Origin of the sequence: Microbacterium sp. ZW T5_45, from assembly GCF_044987415.1 — a bacterium.
Classification (GTDB): Bacteria; Actinomycetota; Actinomycetes; order Actinomycetales; family Microbacteriaceae; genus Microbacterium.
The window spans coordinates 18724-38572 of sequence record NZ_JBJDRJ010000007.1 but is presented as its reverse complement, the minus strand read 5'-3'; the positions used below and the strand labels follow the sequence as shown (position 1 = coordinate 38572).

Sequence of the window (19849 nt, the reverse complement as noted above, 5' to 3'; positions counted from 1 at the left end):
GATCGATCACTGATGGGGGTGATGCTTTCGCACGATCAGGCGTATGGTTCGAAGTAGAGTGCAGATCCGGGACTCTGGGGGAACCGTTGATGTCGCTCTACTCGGGGGGCTCTTGCATAGCGGGCACCCCGCTGCGTGAGGGCCCTTCAGACCTCCACACGTGAGAAGGTGCGTCCGTCGTTCTGTGGGACCCCAGCCCTCGGCGGGCGCACCGTTGATTCAGGATTCGTGAAAAGTCGCACCTTCGATCCGTTATCCGGCGGGGCTCGGAGCGCGCCCCCGGGGATTGTGCGAAAGAAGGCGCGACGGCGGGGACGGGCTCACGCCGCGGGGATGACGAACGTCGTGAAGGAGTCGGCGGGCAGGGTCGGACGGAACACACGGCCGTCGACCATGATCTGCATCGTGTCGTCTTCGCCGAGGTCGTTCTGGATCACGATGACCGTGCTGCCATCAGGGTTGCGGAAGGCGAGCTGATTCTCGTACCCGGTCCAGCTCAGCGTGTCGAGGTGGTGGGCGCCGGGCTGCACGAATGCGCTGACGTGCTTGAGCAGGTGATACTCATGCGTGAAGCGGTGCGTCGCGGTCTCGGGATCGACCACGACGAGCGAGTTCTGCGCCCAGCCCCAGCGGCTGACGCCGCCCTCGAGCAGGGAGATGTTCCAGTACATGTAGGCGTTCGCGCCGTTCCTGAAGAACGTCTTCATGATGTTCCACGCGTGGCGAGCATGCCGCCAGTCGTTGCGACCGTCGCCGCACTCCTGCTCGGTCTGGTAGATCCGCAGGTCCGGGTGGAGCCGGTGCAGGCCGGAGACCGCGCGGCTGCCGGCCCATTGCAGGCCCGCACCGTCCACGAACGCGGCCGCATCCTCGTCGTCGAGCACGTCGCCGATCAGGCGGTCGTCGGCGCGCTCGAGCGTGCCGAGGAAGATCTCGACGCCACGCTGGCGCATCTCGGGACCGAGGTGACGGAGGAACCGGCGGAAGCCGTCGGGAGTCCAGGTGCAGCTCGGGAAGACCTGTGCCGAGTTGTATTCGTTCTGCGGCATGACCATGCCGATGTCGATGCCCTCAGCGCGATAGGCGTCGATGAACTTGCCGAAGTACGCCGCGTACGCCGAGAGGTGCTCATCGTCGGTGCGGAACATGTCGGTGCCCTCGTGACCGACCTGGTCGTCGCGCAGACCGTTCTCGATGCCGTGGAAGGCACTCGGCTGAGACCCTGCGTAATGGCCGTTCGTCTTCATCCAGGTCGGCGGACTCCACGGCGACGCCCACAGGCGCAGATCCGGCCTCTGAGCCCGCGCCGCACGGATGAAGGGGATCAGCGTCTCGTGATCGTTCGCGATCGAGAAATCGTCCAGCCCCACGTCGCCGGGGGTCTCGTCGTACGAGTACCAATCGCGTGAGAAGTCGTTCGCACCGATCGGCATCCGGCAGAGCGACAGGTTCGCCCCGATTCCCGGTGCGAAGAGCTCCTCCAGGATGCCGACGCGTACGGCTTCGGGCAGAACCGACAGCGACGTCCAGCCGAGCTCGTTGAAGCAGGCGCCGAAGCCCTCGATCGGTTGCTGGGTGCCATCGCCGCTGATGATGACGTCGGGCATGGAGGAGGAGCCGCCGGTGCCGCTCTCGACGTCGATGTGCGCGACGGACTCCCATGGGCGATCCTGCGTGGTCTGGACGCGCTGAACGGTCTGGGTCATCTCGGTCACCTCTGTGTGGCTGCTGGCTCGCCTGTGTGGCTGGCCCGCGCGATCATCGCGCGGAATTGTTGTCGCCTCCACGATATCGCGCCACCTATGCGTGTCCTGTCGCAGAACCAGGCTCCGTGATCCGGAAGATCGGTCGTTATTCGGCCCAGTCGACGAGGATGAGACTCTGCTTCGTGTCGGCGAGCTTCACCCAGCCGTCGCCGAACAGGTAGGTCATCCCGTAGCCCTCGTCGTCCACGTTCAGCGCGAACTCGGGGTTCTCGGTGAAGTAGCTCCCCTCGGGAGCATCCTCTCGGATCCAGCCCGCCTCCGCGAGGGCGCCCTGCGCCGATTCGGCGTCGCTGCTCGAGATCTCGGACCAGCCGTAGAGCTGACCGTGGTCGCTGGCCTGCGAGTAGTCGGCCCAGAAGCACAGCATCCCGTCGGGCAGTGCCACGGTGCCGATCACGAAGTCCTTGCGCTCCGCGGTCCACCCCGCGTCGGTGAGTCCCGCCACGGTGCCCTCGGAGACGATCGTCTCGCACGTCGGTTCGCCGGAGTCCTGCCCGGAAGGCTGTGACGTCGCACCGGCACTCGGCCGCTCCGCGCCGGATGTCGGCGCGCCTTCGGGGGATCCGGAGCACGCCACCAGCGTCGCGGTGAGGAGGATCACAGAGGCTGCGGTCGAAGCGAAGCGGAAATTCATGGCTGGCCCCAGTCGGTGTCAGTCGCGCAGGAGGTCGAGGAACGCGTCGTGCAGGATGCCGTTGGTTGCGAGTGTCGACCGCGCCGAGATCGTCTCGGCGCCGTCGAAGGCGGTGAAGCGACCGCCGGCCTCGCGGACGATCGACACGGCGGCGGCGATGTCGTACTCCTTGACGTCGAACTCCGCGACCATCTCCAGACGTCCCTCGGCCAGAAGCATGTACGCGTAGACGTCGCCGTAGGCGCGATCGCGCCATACCCGGTCGGCGAGTCGCAGCAGTTGTGCGCTGCGGCCGACGTCGGCCCACTGTCCGATGCTCTGGAAGCTCACGCTGGCGTCGTCGAGCGAATCGACCTGCGACGTCGAGAGCCGGCGCGGACCGGCATCCGTCGCGGTCCATGCTCCGCTGCCGGTCGATGCCCACCAGCGCCGTCCGAGCGCGGGCATGCTCACGACGCCCACCTGAGGAATGCCGTCGATCGCGAGCGAGATCATCGTGCCCCAGAGCGGCACGCCCCGGAGGAAGTTGGCGGTGCCGTCGATCGGGTCGATGATCCACTGACGATGGGTGTCTCCCTCGGCGCCGTACTCCTCGCCGAAGATGCCATCACCGGGACGTTCCTCGGCCAGCAGCGCGCGGATCGCTCGCTCGGTGGCGAGGTCGGCGTCGGTGACGTGCGAGCGGTCCGCCTTGGTCGAGATCTCCAGATCTGCGCTGTCGAAGCGGGGGAGTGACTGGGCGTCAGCGGCATCCGCGAGGCGGAGGGCGAGCTCGAGGTCGGCGGAGAGCGGGGCGGCGCTGGGGGAGGCGATCACGCCCTCAGGATAGCCGTCGCGGCTGTGCACCCCGTGAGGCGGAGACGCGCGACACGCGCGGGACGTCGCCCGCGCGGCTCGATTTCGTATGCGCGCCATCCGCTGGTAATGTAATTCCTCGGCCGGGGTTCTCATCCCGGGCCACGCACCTCTAGCTCAATCGGCAGAGCAACTGACTCTTAATCAGTGGGTTCAGGGTTCAAGTCCCTGGGGGTGCACGGACAAGCCCCGGTAGATCTCGCCATCTACCGGGGCTTTTCTGCGTTAACGCCCAGTCGCTGCTATGTCTCTCGCGTGATGGCCCGGAGACCAGCCGTCGCCTACTCGTCGTCTTCCGAGCGACACCTCAGCCCTGCGGAGTCGCCGAGAAGAACGCCGAGACCTCACCTGACGCCCACTCCGTTCAGGAGTTAGCACCCCACCCGGCCACCGCTGGGTAGGAAGCTTCTTGTACGTTAGGCCGGTTCGTTCTACGAGCCGCCGCCGAAGCGGCGACGATGGGGACGCGGGTCTGGGGAGACCGTGGCGTCAGAGCGATCATGGCCCCCGTCCGGCTGCGTGCCGGGCGGGGGTCTCGTCGTTCAGGCGCGGTAGATCGGGCGCATCGGATGCGATTCGCTGACCTCGCGTTCCCGCGTCACGCTGCTCGACGTCGACGCGGCAGCAGGATCGCGGCGACGCCCGCGACCGCGCCGGGGAGCACGGGGATCGTGATCCAGGCGGTCTGCGCCTGACGCACCGTCGAGCACGTGGCGAGGATCGCGGAGTTGTCGGCGAGGTAGTCGGCAGAATCGCCGGCCGCGCCGTCATCGAGGCGGCCGGCTGCGGTCTCCGCAAGCGATGAGCAGTCGATGGGGGCGTACTCGACGTCCTCGGCGCTCGAGCCGGTGTGGATCCATGCTCTGGCCGAGAGCGGGGACGCGTAGCCGATGAGCGTCGAGACGAAAATCGTGAGCGAGACGATGCCGAGAAGGATTTTCAGGATCATGGGCTCTCCTCCTTGTTTTCGGTCGTGGACCAGAGCGCGAGGCGTGCTCACGAGAGTCACACCACGCGGATGACCTGTCCGCCGGTGAGCCGCACGAGCTCCTCGAAGGTCAGGGGCATCACGGTGTGCGGGTGACCGGCAGCCGCCCACACCACGGCATGATCCGCGAGACTCTCGTCGACGAAGCTGCGCAGCGACGCGGGGTGGCCAGCGGGCGCGACGCCGCCGATCGCCTGACCTGTAGCCTCGCGCACGACCCGTGCGGGTGCCATCTGCACGGCATCCGCGCCGATGCTCCGCGCGACGACCTCGAGATCCGCGCGGTGCCCACCGCTCGTCATCACGAGAACGGGCTCGCCATCGGCGACGAGGACGAGACTGTTCGCGATCGCGCTCACCGCGCAGCCGATCGCGGCGGCGGCCTCCGGCGCGGTGCGCGCGGAGTCGGGCAGCACCGTGATCTCGGAGCGGATGCCGACCTCGTCGAGGCTCTGCTGGACGAGTCTGCTGCGTTCGGGGAGGTCTGCGGCGCTGGTCACGCCCCCACGATATCGAAGGTGCCAGTAGCGGCCGGGCCCTTAGAGCAGGGAGGAGGTCAACGGCTGCGCGTCGTGATCCATGGTGAGCGAGCCTGCGCGCATGCGAAGGCCAGGGAGCACCTCGATCAGATTCGAGCCGCGGCGGTGGAGCGACTGCATGCGCGCGGATTCCCAGATCGGGAACTCACCGGCCTCATCCCGTGCGGACGTGTCCCAGAGCAGGACGTCGCCGTTCTCACTCCACCCGAACACCTGGAGGCTCTGTGTGCGGCGCCAATCGCCATCGGGTTCCACGATCCAGTCGAACCCCTCTGCTTCGCCCTCGCGATACTCCTCGGCGAACCGTGCGGTGAGTGAGCGACCGCGCCCGAGCAGCCCGTCGGCATGACCGGGCAGAACGGGCGGGTAGATCAGCCAGAGTCCGAACAATCGTGCCCAGCCCAGGTGCCGGACGAAGGCCGCATACGACGGCGGGAAACCCTGCCCGTCCGGAAAGCAGAACCGCTCGAGCGCATCGTGATCGATGTGCTCGAGCGTCCTCTCGCCACCGATGGTGAGGTCCTCGATGCGCTGCTCGGTCATTCTCCGGAGCCTATGCCAGGCTCAGCTCGCGTCGCCGAGCGCCATGGCCTCCGCGTCCTCGGTCACGGGGTCAGCGGCGTGGTCGTCGATGTGTGCGAGAGTCCGCCGCCCGAGCAGGACGGTCAGCGCCGCGAGGAGCACGGATGCCGCGGCGAACAGATACGGCACCGTCGCATCGAACGCGTGCCACAGGGCGGCGGCGATCGGGGGCGCCATCGCGCCGCCGAGGAACCGAACCGCCGAGTACGCGGACGATGCGACGGAGCGGGGCAGATCGGTGGCCTCCATCACGGCCTCGGTGAGGACCGTGTTCATGACGCCCAACAGCAGGCCGCCGATGATGATGCACACGACGAGAGCGGTCGGGGAGGCCACCAGGAGGCCGCCGACGACGAGATCCACAGCGAGCAGCGGCAGCACGGTGAGGATCACCGTCGTGCGCCGCATCCGCCGCATCAGGAGCGGTGCGACCCAGACGCTCGTGATCGCGAGCGCGACTCCCCAGCCGAAGAACGTGAAGCCGATGCCCATGGCGCCGAAGCCGAGCGGGAACGGCGAGAACGCGAGCAGCACGAAGAAGCCGATGTTGTAGAACAGCGCGGTGACGGCGAGCACTGCGAGTGCAGGGCGACCGAGGGCCTTGAACGGAGCCGAGAAAGGGATCGGCTGACGCTTCTCGTCGACGCCTTTGAGGAGGACGAGGATCGCGACGAACGCGATGGCCATGAGCACGACGACTCCGAAGAACGGGGCCCGCCAGCTCTGCTCGCCCAACAGCCCTCCCAGCAGCGGTCCGACCGCGATGCCGAGGCCGAGCGCGGCCTCGTACAGCACGATCGCGGCTCCGCTGCCACCGGATGCCGCGCCGACGATGGTCGCGAGCGCGGTGGAGATGAACAGGGCGTTCCCGAGTCCCCACCCCGCGCGGAAGCCGATGACGGCGTCGACGCTGCCGCTGATCGCGCACAGGAGCGCGAACACGACGATGAACGCCAGTCCGATCAGCAGCGTCCTCTTCGCTCCGATGCGGCTGGAGATCCAGCTGGTCACGAGCATGGCGAGGCCAGTGACGGCCAGATAGCTCGTGAACAGCAGTTCGGTCTGCACAGGGCTCGCCTCGAGAGACTCGGCGATCGCGGGGAGGATCGGGTCCACGAGACCGATGCCCATGAAGGCGACGACACACGCGAAGGCGACGGCCCAGACCTGGGCCGGCTGCCTCCACACGGACGGTGCGGGGGTGTTCAACGTACTGCTCCTGTCGATTCTGCGGTGGTGTGCGCGGCGAGGATCTCTGCGGCACGCGTGAGGGCGCTCCAGTCGTCGTCATCGAGTCCGGCGAAGCGCGGAGCGAGGATGTCGCGGAACTGCTCGCGCCACGCGCGCAGCGCCGTTGATCCCTCTGCGGTGATGTCGACGACGGTCGCCCGGGAATCCGCGGGGTCGGGGGAGCGGCGCACGAGGCCGTCGCCCTCCAGCCCGCCGAGGAGCCGGGTCATGCCCGGCTGTGTGGTGCGGGATGCGGCGGCGAGCTCGCCGACACGTCTGCCTCCCCTCTGCTCGAGCAGACTCAGCACCCGCCACTGCGCCGCAGGCGCGTCGTTGCCGGCGTCTTGAGCGGCGATGCGACCGAGCGCGTAGCCGGAGAGCACGAGCGAGGGGATGACATCCACGCGATTCATACCAAAAAGTATATATCCTGCGGTATGTAATCCGTCACCGTCGTGCGTTCGCGATCCTCGCTGAGAGCTGATGTGCATGCGCGAGCAGGGTGCGTCCGAGATCCGCGATCCGATCGGGGCCGAAACGGAAGGCGACGCCGGTGAGACTCAGTGCCCACTCCGGTCGCCCGGCGCGATCGAAGACCGCGGCTCCCAGCCCCCAGCTGCCTTCGACGATCAGACCGGGATTGATCGCGAATCCGCGCTCCTTGGTCTCGGCGAGTCTGATGCGCAGCGGGGGCCCTCCGTGCGGACGCCCCCATTCCGACTCCAGTTCCGGATGCCGCGCGAGGTAGGCATCCACATCGTGGTCAGGGAGGAAGGCGAGGATCGCGAGCCCGGCGCTCGCCACGCCGAGGGGGAAGCGGACGCCCTCGCTGAGCACGAAAGAGCGGATGGGGAAGGCACCCTCTTCGCGTAAGAGGCACACCGTCTCATCGGCGCGGCGGGCAGAGAAGAACGCGCTCTCCTCGGTGGTCACGGCGAGCGAGCGGACGATGTCGCGCGCGAGCGCCGTCACGTCGTATCGGGCGGCTGCCACCGAACCCATGAGGAAGAGCTCGGGCCCCGGCATCCATCGCCCGGTGTCCACATCGCGGTCGACCAGGCCTTCGAGTCGCAATGCGCTGAGCAGGCGGTGCGTCGTGGGTCGCGACAGATCCGCGGCGCGGGCGAGATCGAGGAGGGCTGCGCCATCGGATCCGCTCGCGGTGACCAGGCGCAGCAGGTGAGCCGCTCTCGCGATCGCCTGTGCACCGGGGATCGAGCGCTGGGTGTCCATATCGTGGACGCTAGTGCCGGATCAGTCCACATCGCAAGAGTCGGGTTCCCCAGAGCTCGTCGGCGGAGGATGCTGGACGAGGACACGTCATCGAAGGAGTTCGCGTGATCGACAAGCATTGGGCGACGCCGGCCGAGGCCGTCGCCGACATCTCGGATGGATCGACCATTGCGGTCGGCGGTTTCGGACTCTCGGGGAATCCGATCGCTCTGATCGAGGCGCTCCTCGCGCAGGGGACACGCGACCTCAGCATCGTCAGCAACAACTGCGGTGTCGACGACTGGGGTCTCGGCGTGCTGCTGGCCGCGCAGCGCATCCGTAAGATGACGTCGTCGTACGTCGGCGAGAACAAGGAGTTCGAGAGGCAGTTCCTCTCCGGTGAGCTCGAGCTGGAGCTCACCCCGCAGGGGACCCTCGCGGAGAAGCTGCGGGCCGGAGGTTCGGGCATCGCCGCCTTCTTCACGCAGACGGGCGTCGGCACACAGGTGGCGGAGGGAGGACTCCCGCGGCGTTATCACCCGGACGGGTCGATCGCCGTCGCGTCTCCTGTCAAGGACGTGCGGACCTTCGACGTCGACGGCGTGCCTCGCGAGTTCGTGCTCGAAGAGGCCATCACGACCGACTTCGCCCTCGTGCACGCCGTGGCCGGTGACCCGCACGGCAACCTGATCTTCAACAAGGCCGCCCGCAACTTCAACCCGCTCGCGGCGATGGCCGGCCGGGTCTGCATCGCGCAGGTCGAGCAGCTCGTCGAACCAGGGGAGCTGGATCCCGATCGGGTGCACCTGCCCGGCGTCTATGTGCACCGCATCGTGGAGGTCGGCAGCGACATCCCGAAGCGCATCGAACGGCGCACCGTCGCCGCGGAAGGAGCCTGACATGCCGCTGACGAGAGAGCAGATGGCCGCGCGCGCCGCTGCCGAGCTGACCGACGGCTCGTACGTGAATCTGGGGATCGGGCTGCCAACGCTCGTCCCCAACTACGTGCCGGAAGGTGTCACCGTCGTGCTGCAGTCCGAGAACGGCATCCTCGGCGTCGGACCGTACCCGCGCGAGAGCGAGGTCGACCCCGACCTGATCAACGCAGGCAAGGAGACCGTGACGGTCCTTCCGGGGGCAGCGTTCTTCGATTCGGCGACGAGCTTCGGCATGATCCGCGGTGGGAAGATCGATGCCGCGATCCTCGGTGCGATGCAGGTCTCGGCATCCGGCGATCTCGCGAACTGGATGATCCCCGGCAAGATGGTGAAGGGCCCGGGTGGGGCCATGGATCTCGTGCACGGCGCTGCGCAGGTGATCGTCCTCATGGAGCACGTCGCGAAGGACGGATCCGCGAAGATCGTGAACGACTGCTCGCTGCCGCTCACCGGTCGTGGCGTCGTCGATCGGATCATCACCGACCTCGCCGTGATCGACGTCACTGATACCGGCCTCGTGCTGGTGGAGACGGCACCGGGCGTCAGCGTCGCCGACGTGATCGCGGCGACCGAACCCGCACTCATCGTTCCCGAAGGGATGCACTCATGACCGACATCGTCATCGTCGCGGCGGCCCGGACGCCGCAGGGGCGGCTCAAAGGACAGCTCGCGGCGTTCACCGCTCCACAGCTCGGATCGTTCGCCATCCGCGGTGCGCTCGCACAGGGCGGGATCGATCCGGCGGCCGTCGACGCCGTCATCGTCGGGCAGGTGCTCGCGGCCGGATCCGGCCAGAACGCGGCACGCCAGGCCGCGATCGGCGCCGGCATCGGTTGGGATGTGCCCGCCCACTCCGTCAACAAGGTCTGCCTCTCGGGCCTGACGGCCGTGATCGACGCATCGCGCATGATCCGCACGGGAGACGCCGAGGTCGTGGTGGCCGGTGGGATGGAGTCCATGACCTGCGCCCCGCACCTGCTGATGGGGTCCCGTGACGGATGGACCTATGGCAGCGTCGAGGTGCTCGACCACATGGCCTTCGACGGCCTCACCGACGCCTACGACAAGGAGAGCATGGGCGCGTCGACCGAGCGCCACAACGCCCGCTACGAGCTCACACGCGAGGCGCAGGACACCGTCGCCGCACTGTCCCACCAGCGCGCAGCGGCGGCGCAGACGTCGGGAGTGTTCGAGGCCGAGATCGTGCCCGTCGAGGTGCCGCAGCGCAGAGGACCGTCCGTCGAGGTCACCTCCGACGAGGGGGTGCGCCCGGACACGACCGCGGAGTCGCTGGGCGGTCTGCGCGCGGCTTTCGCCGAGGGCGGTTCGATCACGGCCGGCAACTCCTCGCAGATCTCCGACGGCGCCGCCGCCGTGGTCGTGACGACGAGGGAGCGCGCCGAGGCGGAGGGATGGACCGTGCTGGGCGTCATCGGCGCGAGCGGGCAGACCGCCGGGCCGGACAACTCCCTGCACGCTCAGCCCGCCCGCGCGATCGAGCGCGCGTGCGAGAAGCAGGGCATCTCGCACGCCGACCTCGACTTCGTGGAGATCAATGAGGCGTTCGGCGCCGTCGTCGCGCGGTCGCAGGTCGAGCTCGGACTCGACAGCGGGATCGTGAACATCCACGGAGGGGGAATCGCGATCGGCCACCCGATCGGCGCATCGGGGGCGCGACTGGTCGTGCACGCGGTGCACGAGCTCGCGCGGCGGGGGAGCGGCACGGCCGCTGTCGGGCTGTGCGGCGGCGGCGGTCAGGGCGAGGCGCTGATCCTCACTCTGTGACCGTCGTGGATGCTGCTCAGAGGCGCGCCTTCTTGGTCGCCTTCTGAGCCTTCTGCGCGGCCTTCTCGAACTTCTTCGCGCGCTTGGTCTGCACGTGCGCGAGCGGTGAGTCCTCGGCGACCGCGAAACCCTTCTCGTCACGGCGAGTGTCGATGACCGCGCCGATCGCGAGCGCCAGCGTGATGCCCCAGCTCACCCAGGCGAGCACCGATCGCCAGGTGATGGGCACCTCTCGTGACCCGCGGAGCAGAGAGTACCCGGCGGAGAGGGCGGCGAAGAGTCCCGTGCTGAACAGGTAGCGCATGAGGCTACGCTACCCCGGTCGAACTCGTGGCGAAGAGGTGTTCCGCCGGCGGGGCGAGGTGGTGTAAAGGGCTCCGTGCCCCGCGCAGGTGAACGCGCTATCCTGGAGAGGCCGTGCTCGACCACGGCCGCACACCCGTGTATCTACCGGACGTCGGCATCCCCGGCGGACAGCGGCGGCACCCGACCCCGCGTCCGCGGACGCGCGAGAGCCATGACACAGACGCACACCTCGGCGCAGCCGAGCCTTCTCCGGATCGCCGGATTCCCCTATTTCCTCATCGCGTTCATCGCGAGACTCCCGTTCGCCATGATGGTCGTCGGCGTGCTCACCGTCGTCGTGTCCGCGCGGGGGTCGCTCTCGCTCGGCGGTCTCACGTCCGCCGCAGTCGGACTCGGCACCGCCTGCTTCGGGCCGCTGCTCGGAGCGGCATCCGATCGGTTCGGACAGCGCGTGGTGCTGACGATCCTGGCGATCGCCAACGGCGCGATGCTCGTGACGTTCACCGCCGTCGTCTACAGCTCCACGGCCGACGCGCTGGTCTTGGTGAGCGCATTCGGCATCGGCGCGACCGCGCCGCAGGTCGCACCGCTCTCACGTTCACGCCTGGTCACGATGATCACCGATCGGATGCCGGAGGCAGGGCGCACGCGCACGATCTCCGGCACGATGGCGTATGAGTCGGCGGCGGACGAGACGGTGTTCGTCTTCGGCCCCTTCCTCGTGGGGATCCTGGCGTCGGCCATCGCTCCGTGGGCTCCCCTCGTCGGCGCGGCGATCCTCACCGTGGTGTTCGTCGGCGCATTCGCTCTGCACCCCAGCGCCCGTGCCGTGTCGCAGCACCGCGATGCCGACGGGCGCGCACCCTCCTCGGCGTCCGAGCTGTTCCGGCCGCAACTGCTGATCGTCGTGCTCGGCATCCTGGGCGTCGGCATGTTCTTCGGGACCATGCTCACCTCGCTCACCTCGTTCATGGCCGATCGTGGAGCATCCGAACAGGCAGGGCTCCTCTACGGAGTCATGGGCGTCGGCTCGGCCGCTCTGGCGCTCGGCGTCGCCTGGCTTCCCGCCCGGTTCTCGCTGCGAGCTCGCTGGTTGACGTTCGCCGGCATCCTCCTCGCAGGCACCCTGCTGCTGCCGTTCGTCGACTCCCCGGCATCGATGATGGTGGCACTGGCGATCATGGGCGTCGGCATCGGACCCACGCTCGTCACGCAATACAGCTTCGGAGCGGCGCGCAGCCCCCTCGGACGCTCGGCGACGGTGATGACGATGCTCGGTTCGGGAGTCGTCGTCGGCCAGTCCCTCGGAGCCGCCGTGGCCGGAGGGATCGCCGAGAGTCACGGCTCGACGGCGGCTCTCGTGCTGCCGATCGTGGCGGCCGGCGTCGCCTTCGCGGCGGCTATCGCGAACTGGTGGCTCAGCGCAACCCCTCATTCCGCGGCACGCACGGCGTAGCCGCTGTCGATAGCCTGAAGGCATCCGTCCATCCATCCGAGGAGTGCGCATGCCCGCCGCAGATTTCGTCGTCGTCGCCAACCGACTCCCCGTGGACCGGGTGATCGGGGCGGACGGCAGCGAGGAGTGGCGGACATCGCCAGGCGGTCTCGTCGCCGCACTCGAGCCGATGATGAGAAGAGCCCACGGCGCCTGGGTCGGGTGGCCGGGGCAGGCCGACCTCCACCTCGATCCCTTCGAGATCGGGGGGATCGATCTCGTCCCCGTCGCGCTGAGCGCCGAGGAGATCGCCGAGTACTACGAGGGATTCTCGAACGACACGATCTGGCCGCTCTACCACGACGTGATCGCCCCGCCCCAGTACCACCGCGAATGGTGGGACGCGTATACGAGAGTGAACCGCCGCTTCGCTGAGGCGGCCGCGTCCGTCGCAGCCGAGAACGGCACGGTGTGGGTGCACGACTATCAGCTGCAGCTGGTGCCGCAGCTGTTGCGCGAACTGCGCCCCGACCTCACCATCGGGTACTTCCACCACATCCCGTTCCCCGCGCACGGTCTGTATGCGCAGCTGCCATGGCGCGATCAGGTGCTGCGCGGGCTGCTCGGGGCCGATGTGATCGGCTTCCAACGAGCCCAGGACGCGACGTACTTCCTCACGGCGGTCCGGCGTCGACTGCGCCACGAGGTCAAGGGCTCGGCCGTCGCGGTGCCGGTGGAAGACGGCACGACCCGCACCGCCATCGCGCGCGCGTTCCCCATCTCGATCGACACCACGCCCTACCTCGAGCTCGCCGCGCGACCCGATGTGCGAGCACGAGCGGCCGAGATCAGGGAGAGCCTCGGCAACCCGGCGAAGATCCTGCTCGGTGTCGACCGGCTGGACTACACCAAGGGCATCGGACACCGCATCAAGGCGTATGGTGAGCTCCTGACCGAGGGGCGGCTCGCAGTGGAGGATGTGACCCTCGTGCAGGTGGCGAGCCCCAGCCGCGAGCGCGTCGACGCCTACGCGCACCTCCGGGACGAGATCGAGCTGTCGGTCGGGCGGATCAACGGCGACTTCGACACCATGGGGCACACCGCGATCCGGTATCTCCACCAGGGCTACCCCCGCGAGGAGATGGTCGCGCTGTACCTCGCCGCGGACGTCATGCTCGTGACCGCGCTCCGTGACGGCATGAACCTCGTCGCGAAGGAGTACGTCGCCACTCGGGCCGACAACCGCGGAGTGCTCGTGCTGAGCGAGTTCACGGGAGCGGCCGATGAGCTGCGCCAGGCGGTGCGCGTGAACCCCCACGACATCGAGGGCCTGAAGGACGCGATCATGACCGCGGTCGAGATGCCCAAGGGCGAGCAAGGCAAACGTATGCGGTCGCTGCGCCGTCGAGTGCTCGAGAACGATGTCGAGGCCTGGTCCTCGTCGTTCCTCAAGGCGCTCGACGAGGTGCATCCGCACTGACGCCCGGCCCGGTACCCCGACCAGCAGACTGGAGACCCCGTGACACGCACCTGGACCCCCGGATCGTCGGACGACGCGATCCGGGCTCTCGCCGCCACCGACCGCCTGGTCGTCGCCCTCGATTTCGACGGCACGGCCTCGCCGTTCGTCGTCGATCCCATGGCGGCGCGGGCGATCCCCGAGATCGTCGAGCAGTTGGAGCGTCTCTCCGTGCTGCCACGGACGACCGTCGCGTACGTCTCCGGGCGCAGCCTGCACGACCTCCGCATCATCACGGAGCACTCCGACGATTCGCCCATCGCCCTCGCCGGGTCCCACGGCGCGCAGTACTGGTACCCCGGCACTGGCGAGGCCCCGGCGCCGACCGGTACCGCATCGGATGCCGAGCGCGAGGAGCTGTGGGCCGCAGCACGCCCGATCATCGACAGGTACGAGGGCGCCGAGTTCGAGCCCAAGACGTACGGCATGGGCGTGCACACCCGTGGAGCGACGCGAGAGGTCGAAAAGGCCGTGTTCGCGGAGATCGATGAACTCGTCGCCGCACGCTTCCCGTCCTGGCGTCGGCGCCTCGGCCACAGGGTGCTCGAGTTCTCCTCGCGAGCCGAGGGCAAGGACGCGGCGATGGCCGCTCTCCGCGAGCGCTACCGCGCCACCGGCATCCTGTTCGCTGGCGACGACGTCACGGACGAGGACGCGATGCGCGTGCTCGGCGAGGGAGATCTCGGGGTCAGGGTCGGCCCGGGGGAGAGCTCGGCGGCGCTCCGTGTGCAGAACCCACAAGAGCTGGCCCGACTTCTGCAGTCTGTCGCAGACGAGCGGGAGGCCGTGCGGGAATAGACTTCCGTCATGTCCTCGCACGATGCATCGAAGCCGCCCATCGACATCAAGCCTCGCAGTCGGGTGGTCACCGACGGCATCGAGGCGACCACCTCACGCGGAATGCTGCGTGCGGTCGGCATGGGCGACGCCGACTGGGACAAGCCTCAGATCGGAATCGCGTCGAGCTGGAACGAGATCACCCCCTGCAACCTGAGCCTCGACAGGCTCGCGCAGGGCGCGAAGGAGGGCGTGCACTCCGGCGGCGGCTACCCGCTGCAGTTCGGCACGATCTCCGTCTCCGATGGCATCTCGATGGGCCACGAGGGCATGCACTTCTCGCTCGTCTCGCGCGAGGTCATCGCGGACTCGGTCGAGACCGTCATCATGGCCGAGCGTCTCGACGGATCGGTGCTGCTCGCCGGTTGCGACAAGTCGATCCCCGGGATGCTCATGGCCAGCGCGCGTCTCGACCTGTCGAGCGTGTTCCTCTACGCAGGCTCCATCGCCCCCGGCTGGGTGAAACTCTCCGACGGCACGGAGAAGGACGTCACGATCATCGACTCGTTCGAGGCCGTCGGCGCGTGCCGTGCGGGCCTCATGAGCGAAGAGGACCTCAAGCGCATCGAGTGCGCGATCGCCCCAGGTGAGGGCGCGTGCGGTGGCATGTACACGGCCAATACCATGGCATCCGTCGCCGAGGCTCTCGGACTCAGCCTTCCGGGCTCCGCTGCTCCGCCCGCGGCCGATCGTCGCCGGGACTACTTCGCGCATCGTTCCGGCGAGGCCGTGGTCAACCTGCTCCGTCAGGGCATCACGACCCGCGACATCCTCACCAAGGAGGCGTTCGAGAACGCGATCGCGCTGGCCATGGCGCTCGGCGGCTCGACGAACGTCGTCCTCCATCTGCTCGCCATCGCCCGCGAGGCCGAGGTCGAGCTGAGCCTGCACGACTTCAACCGCATCGGCGACAAGGTGCCCCACGTCGCCGACATGAAGCCGTTCGGCAAGTACGTCATGAACGACGTCGACCGCCACGGCGGCATCCCGGTCATCATGAAGGCGATGCTCGATGAAGGCCTCCTGCACGGCGACGCTCTCACCGTCACCGGCAAGACGCTCGCCGAGAACCTCGCAGACCTCGACCCCATGCCCATCGACGGCGAGGTCATCCACACCTTCGACAATCCGATCCACGCCACCGGTGGCCTGACGATCCTGCACGGCTCGCTCGCGCCGGAGGGCGCCGTCGTGAAGACCGCGGGCTTCGATGCCGCGGTGTTCGAGGGCAAGGCGCGGGTCTTCGAGCGAGAGCGCGCGGCGATGGATGCCGTCGCGAGCGGCGAAATCGACAAGAACACCGTCATCGTGATCCGCTACGAAGGCCCCAAGGGCGGACCCGGCATGCGCGAGATGCTCGCGATCACCGCGGCCATCAAGGGCGCCGGGCTCGGAAAAGATGTACTACTCTTGACGGACGGACGATTCTCAGGCGGCACAACCGGCCTGTGCATCGGCCACATAGCACCCGAAGCGGTGGACGCTGGTCCCATCGCCTTCGTGCGCGATGGTGATCTGATACGGGTCGATATCGCAGCTCGCTCTCTCGATCTACTCGTCGATGAGGCGGAGCTCGCCTCCCGCCGTTCCGGCTGGGAGCCGCTTCCCCCGCGCTATACCCGTGGCGTTCTTGCCAAGTATTCGCGTCTCGTGCGGTCCGCCGCCGAGGGCGCGACGACCGGCTGATCCGCAGCTCTTCCGATGGGTTCCTGAGCCTGTCGAAGGGCCCACGTCTCCACAGATCATCTGAAGGAAGTCTCATGACAACTGACTCCGTCTCGGCCGTGCCGAGGCCGCCCGCCGCCAAGTCGTCTTCGCCCGAGATCACGGGCGCCGAGGCCGTCGTCCGCACGCTCGAGCTGCTGGGGGTGACCGACGTGTTCGGCCTTCCCGGCGGCGCGATCCTTCCGGTCTACGACCCGCTCATGGACGCGTCCGACCTCCGTCACATCCTCGTGCGCCACGAGCAGGGCGCGGGCCACGCGGCAGAGGGCTACGCCTCGGCGTCCGGCAAGGTCGGCGTCTGCATCGCGACCTCCGGTCCCGGTGCGACGAACCTCGTCACCGCGATCGCGGATGCCTACATGGACTCCGTGCCGCTGCTCGCGATCACCGGTCAGGTGTTCTCGACCCTCATGGGAACGGATGCGTTCCAGGAAGCGGACATCGTCGGCATCACGATGCCGATCACGAAGCACTCCATCCTGGTGAAGGACGCCGCCGACATCCCCGGTGCTCTGGCAGCCGCCTACGAGATCGCCTCGACCGGTCGCCCCGGCCCCGTTCTCGTCGACATCACCAAGGACGCGCAGCAGGATGTGGTGCCCTTCGTGTGGCCGCCGAAGTACGACCTGCCCGGATACCGTCCGGTGACGAAGGCGCACGGCAAGCAGATCCAGGCCGCGGCCGCTCTGCTGGCCGAGTCGAAGAAGCCCGTGCTGTACGTGGGCGGCGGCGTGGTCCGCGGCCGTGCCGCAGCAGAGCTGCTCGCACTCGCGGAGTCCACCGGTGCCCCCGTCGTGACGACCCTGATGGCGCGCGGCGCATTCCCGGACTCGCACCCGCAGCACCTCGGCATGCCCGGGATGCACGGCACGGTCCCGGCCGTGCTCGCCCTGCAGGAGGCCGACCTCCTCGTCTCGCTCGGCGCGCGGTTCGACGACCGCGTGACCGGAAAGGCCGCGCTGTTCGCTCCGAACGCGAAAGTCGTGCACGTCGACATCGATCCCGCCGAGATCTCGAAGATCCGCACCGCCGACGTGCCGATCGTGGGCGACGTGCGCGATGTGCTGGTCGACCTCGAGACGGCCTTCCGCAGCGCGATCGCCGGTGGCGCTCCCGACATCGAGGAGTGGTGGTCGTACCTCGACGGTCTGCGCACCGAGTTCCCGCTCGGCTACGCCCCGACCACCGACGGTCTGCTCGCACCGCAGCACGTGATCCAGCGCATCGGCGAGCTCACGGGACCGGAGGGCATCTACGCCTCCGGTGTGGGTCAGCACCAGATGTGGGCCGCGCAGTTCATCAAGTACGAGCGCCCCAACGCCTGGCTCAACTCCGGCGGCGCCGGCACCATGGGGTACTCGGTGCCCGCGGCGATGGGCGCGAAGGTCGCCGAGCCTGACCGTCACGTGTGGGCGATCGACGGCGACGGATGCTTCCAGATGACCAATCAGGAGCTCGCGACCTGCGCGATCAACAACATCCCGATCAAGGTCGCGATCATCAACAACTCCTCCCTCGGCATGGTCCGGCAGTGGCAGACGCTGTTCTACGATGGCCGGCACTCGAACACCGACCTGAACACGGGCCACGGCACGGTCAGGATCCCGGACTTCGTGAAGCTCGCCGAGGCGTACGGATGCCTCGCGATCCGCGTCGAGAAGGAGGACGAGGTGGATGCCGCCATCGAACTCGCCCTCGCGACCAACGACCGCCCGGTCGTGATCGACTTCGTCGTCAGCGCCGACTCCATGGTGTGGCCGATGGTGCCGCAGGGCGTGAGCAACAGCTACGTCCAGTACGCCCGCGACCACGCGCCCGCTTTCGACGAGGAGGACTGACCATGACGACTCACGTGCTGAGCCTCCTCGTGGAGGACACCCCTGGACTCCTGACTCGCGTCGCCGGCCTGTTCGCGCGTCGTGGCTTCAACATCGACTCGCTGGCGGTCGGCGTGACCGAGGTGCCCGGCATCTCGCGCATCACCGTCGTGGTCGACGTCGACGCCCTGCCTCTTGAGCAGGTGACCAAGCAGCTCAACAAGCTCATCAATGTCATCAAGATCGTCGAGCTCGACCCCGCTGCGTCCGTGCAGCGCGAGCACATGCTGGTCAAGGTGCGCACCGACAACGCCACGCGCTCGAACGTCATCGAGGTCGTGAACCTGTTCCGCGCCTCGGTCGTGGACTATGCGCCCGACGCGCTGGTCGTCGAGGTCACGGGAGATCGAGGCAAGGTGGACGCGCTGCTGCGTGCGCTCGAGCCCTTCGGGATCAAGGAGATCGCCCAGTCGGGCCTTCTCGCGATCGGCCGCGGCGGCAAGAGCATCACCGAACGCGTGCTGCGCGGCTGATCGCCGACCGCCCGAAACATCCAGAACCACGACCAGCTTTCACACAAACCACAATCAAGGAGAAGGAAACCAGTGAGCACCGAGATCTTCTACGACGCTGACGCCGATCTGTCCATCATCCAGGGCAAGAAGGTCGCGATCGTCGGCTACGGCTCTCAGGGCCACGCCCACGCGCAGAACCTGCGCGACTCGGGTGTCGAGGTCGCGATCGCCCTCAAGGAGGGCTCCAAGTCCGCGCCGAAGGCGGAAGAGGCCGGCTTCGCGGTCAAGACCGTCGCCGAGGCCACCGAGTGGGCCGACCTCATCATGATCCTCGCGCCAGACCAGCACCAGCGCACCATCTACAGCGAGTCCATCGCGCCGAACCTGACCGCGGGAAAGACCCTCGCGTTCGCGCACGGTTTCAACATCCGCTTCGGTTACATCGACGCTCCCGAAGGCGTCGACGTGATCCTCGTCGCTCCGAAGGCCCCCGGCCACACGGTGCGACGCGAGTTCGTGGCCGGCCGCGGCATCCCGGACATCATCGCCGTCGAGCGCGACGCATCGGGTTCCGCCTGGGCGACCGCTCTCTCCTACGCGAAGGCCATCGGCGGCACCCGCGCCGGCGTCATCAAGACGACCTTCACGGAAGAGACCGAGACCGACCTCTTCGGCGAGCAGGCTGTGCTCTGCGGTGGCGTGAGCCACCTCGTGCAGGCCGGCTTCGAGACCCTCACCGAGGCGGGCTACCAGCCGCAGATCGCCTACTTCGAGGTGCTCCACGAGCTCAAGCTCATCGTCGACCTCATGTGGGAGGGTGGCATCGCCAAGCAGCGTTGGTCGATCTCCGACACGGCCGAGTTCGGCGACTACGTCTCGGGCCCGCGCGTCATCGACGCTCGCGTCAAGGAGAGCATGCAGGGCGTCCTCGCGGATATCCAGTCGGGTGCCTTCGCGAAGCGCTTCATCGAGGACCAGGACAACGGAGCCGAGGAGTTCCTCGCGCTGCGTGCCAAGGAGGAGACGCACCCCATCGAGGCGACCGGCAAGGAGCTTCGCGCTCTGTTCGCCTGGAAGCAGCAGGACGAGGACTACGTCGACGGCAGCGCTGCGCGCTGACGTCGAGTAGTCCTCGGAGGGCTGTGCTGTCTGCGTCGCTGGCGCGA

Annotated in this window: 20 protein-coding genes and 1 tRNA gene; 11 read left to right on the top strand and 10 right to left on the bottom strand. The window is 68.1% G+C overall.

Annotation, left to right across the window (positions count from 1 at the left end; all coding sequences use genetic code 11):
* Positions 1–320 precede the first annotated feature (320 nt).
* The 3 genes from ACI3KS_RS05020 to ACI3KS_RS05010 all read right to left on the bottom strand — a co-directional run bounded on the left by ACI3KS_RS05020 (position 321) and on the right by ACI3KS_RS05010 (position 3216).
* Complete coding sequence (locus tag ACI3KS_RS05020; RefSeq protein WP_404915844.1) at positions 321–1706, bottom strand: glycoside hydrolase family 30 protein; 1386 nt, start codon at positions 1704–1706, stop codon at positions 321–323.
* 145 nt (positions 1707–1851) lie between these two features.
* On the bottom strand, positions 1852–2400 hold the full coding sequence (locus ACI3KS_RS05015) for a hypothetical protein (RefSeq protein ID WP_404915842.1): 549 nt from the start codon (positions 2398–2400) through the stop codon (positions 1852–1854).
* A gap of 18 nt (positions 2401–2418) precedes the next feature.
* Positions 2419–3216, bottom strand: coding sequence for an inositol monophosphatase family protein (locus ACI3KS_RS05010; RefSeq protein ID WP_404915840.1), 798 nt, complete (start codon positions 3214–3216; stop codon positions 2419–2421).
* Between the two features lie 145 nt (positions 3217–3361).
* On the opposite strand from ACI3KS_RS05010, the gene ACI3KS_RS05005 reads away from it, so the two are divergent.
* Positions 3362–3434: transfer RNA gene (locus ACI3KS_RS05005), tRNA-Lys, on the top strand.
* Positions 3435–3853: 419 nt separating this feature from the next.
* On the opposite strand, the gene ACI3KS_RS05000 is transcribed toward ACI3KS_RS05005, so the two are convergent.
* From ACI3KS_RS05000 to ACI3KS_RS04975, 6 genes are read right to left on the bottom strand one after another with little or no spacing between them, the layout of a single operon-like run.
* Positions 3854–4204 carry a hypothetical protein gene (locus ACI3KS_RS05000; RefSeq protein WP_404915838.1) on the bottom strand — a complete coding sequence of 117 codons (351 nt, stop codon included), beginning with the start codon at positions 4202–4204 and terminating at the stop codon, positions 3854–3856.
* A 56-nt stretch (positions 4205–4260) separates the two neighbouring features.
* On the bottom strand, positions 4261–4743 hold the full coding sequence (locus tag ACI3KS_RS04995; protein ID WP_404915836.1) for a YbaK/EbsC family protein: 483 nt from the start codon (positions 4741–4743) through the stop codon (positions 4261–4263).
* Between the two features lie 39 nt (positions 4744–4782).
* Complete coding sequence (locus ACI3KS_RS04990) at positions 4783–5325, bottom strand: hypothetical protein (protein WP_404915834.1); 543 nt, start codon at positions 5323–5325, stop codon at positions 4783–4785.
* 21 nt (positions 5326–5346) lie between these two features.
* Positions 5347–6573 carry an MFS transporter gene (locus ACI3KS_RS04985; RefSeq protein WP_404915832.1) on the bottom strand — a complete coding sequence of 409 codons (1227 nt, stop codon included), beginning with the start codon at positions 6571–6573 and terminating at the stop codon, positions 5347–5349.
* Positions 6570–7007, bottom strand: coding sequence for a MarR family winged helix-turn-helix transcriptional regulator (locus ACI3KS_RS04980; RefSeq protein WP_404915830.1), 438 nt, complete (start codon positions 7005–7007; stop codon positions 6570–6572). Before ACI3KS_RS04980 ends, ACI3KS_RS04985 begins: the two co-directional genes overlap by 4 nt.
* 34 nt (positions 7008–7041) lie before the next feature.
* Complete coding sequence (locus ACI3KS_RS04975) at positions 7042–7827, bottom strand: IclR family transcriptional regulator (protein ID WP_404915828.1); 786 nt, start codon at positions 7825–7827, stop codon at positions 7042–7044.
* A 104-nt stretch (positions 7828–7931) separates the two neighbouring features.
* Here ACI3KS_RS04975 and ACI3KS_RS04970 point away from each other — a divergent pair, with 104 nt between their 5' ends.
* Genes ACI3KS_RS04970 through ACI3KS_RS04960 form a run of 3 tightly spaced genes read left to right on the top strand, consistent with a single transcriptional unit; the run spans position 7932 to position 10529 of the window.
* Positions 7932–8705, top strand: a complete 774-nt coding sequence (locus ACI3KS_RS04970) for a CoA transferase subunit A (RefSeq protein ID WP_404915826.1) — start codon at positions 7932–7934, stop codon at positions 8703–8705.
* 1 nt (position 8706) lies between these two features.
* Complete coding sequence (locus ACI3KS_RS04965; RefSeq protein ID WP_404915824.1) at positions 8707–9354, top strand: CoA transferase subunit B; 648 nt, start codon at positions 8707–8709, stop codon at positions 9352–9354.
* Positions 9351–10529 (top strand): acetyl-CoA C-acetyltransferase, encoded by a 1179-nt coding sequence (locus tag ACI3KS_RS04960; RefSeq protein ID WP_404915822.1) that lies wholly within the window; start codon positions 9351–9353, stop codon positions 10527–10529. Before ACI3KS_RS04965 ends, ACI3KS_RS04960 begins: the two co-directional genes overlap by 4 nt.
* A gap of 16 nt (positions 10530–10545) precedes the next feature.
* Here the strand turns inward: ACI3KS_RS04960 and ACI3KS_RS04955 are convergent, their stop codons facing one another.
* Positions 10546–10833 carry a hypothetical protein gene (locus tag ACI3KS_RS04955; protein ID WP_404915820.1) on the bottom strand — a complete coding sequence of 96 codons (288 nt, stop codon included), beginning with the start codon at positions 10831–10833 and terminating at the stop codon, positions 10546–10548.
* Between the two features lie 213 nt (positions 10834–11046).
* On the opposite strand from ACI3KS_RS04955, the gene ACI3KS_RS04950 reads away from it, so the two are divergent.
* From ACI3KS_RS04950 to ilvC, 7 genes are all read left to right on the top strand, one after another.
* Positions 11047–12291 (top strand): MFS transporter, encoded by a 1245-nt coding sequence (locus tag ACI3KS_RS04950; protein ID WP_404915818.1) that lies wholly within the window; start codon positions 11047–11049, stop codon positions 12289–12291.
* 49 nt (positions 12292–12340) lie between these two features.
* Entirely contained in the window at positions 12341–13750 is a 1410-nt protein-coding gene (locus ACI3KS_RS04945; protein ID WP_404915816.1) for a trehalose-6-phosphate synthase, read from the top strand.
* A 39-nt stretch (positions 13751–13789) separates the two neighbouring features.
* Positions 13790–14587 (top strand): trehalose-phosphatase, encoded by a 798-nt coding sequence (gene otsB, locus ACI3KS_RS04940; protein WP_404915814.1) that lies wholly within the window; start codon positions 13790–13792, stop codon positions 14585–14587.
* A gap of 9 nt (positions 14588–14596) precedes the next feature.
* Positions 14597–16312 (top strand): dihydroxy-acid dehydratase, encoded by a 1716-nt coding sequence (ilvD, locus tag ACI3KS_RS04935; protein WP_404915812.1) that lies wholly within the window; start codon positions 14597–14599, stop codon positions 16310–16312.
* Positions 16313–16386: 74 nt separating this feature from the next.
* The gene (locus tag ACI3KS_RS04930) at positions 16387–18189 is read left to right on the top strand and encodes an acetolactate synthase large subunit (protein WP_404915810.1); all 1803 of its coding nucleotides are present in this window, start codon (positions 16387–16389) and stop codon (positions 18187–18189) included.
* Between the two features lie 2 nt (positions 18190–18191).
* A complete protein-coding gene (gene ilvN, locus ACI3KS_RS04925) occupies positions 18192–18701 on the top strand; it encodes an acetolactate synthase small subunit (RefSeq protein WP_404915808.1) in 510 nt (169 codons plus the stop codon).
* 72 nt (positions 18702–18773) lie between these two features.
* Entirely contained in the window at positions 18774–19802 is a 1029-nt protein-coding gene (ilvC, locus tag ACI3KS_RS04920; RefSeq protein WP_404915806.1) for a ketol-acid reductoisomerase, read from the top strand.
* The last annotated feature ends 47 nt before the right edge of the window (positions 19803–19849 follow it).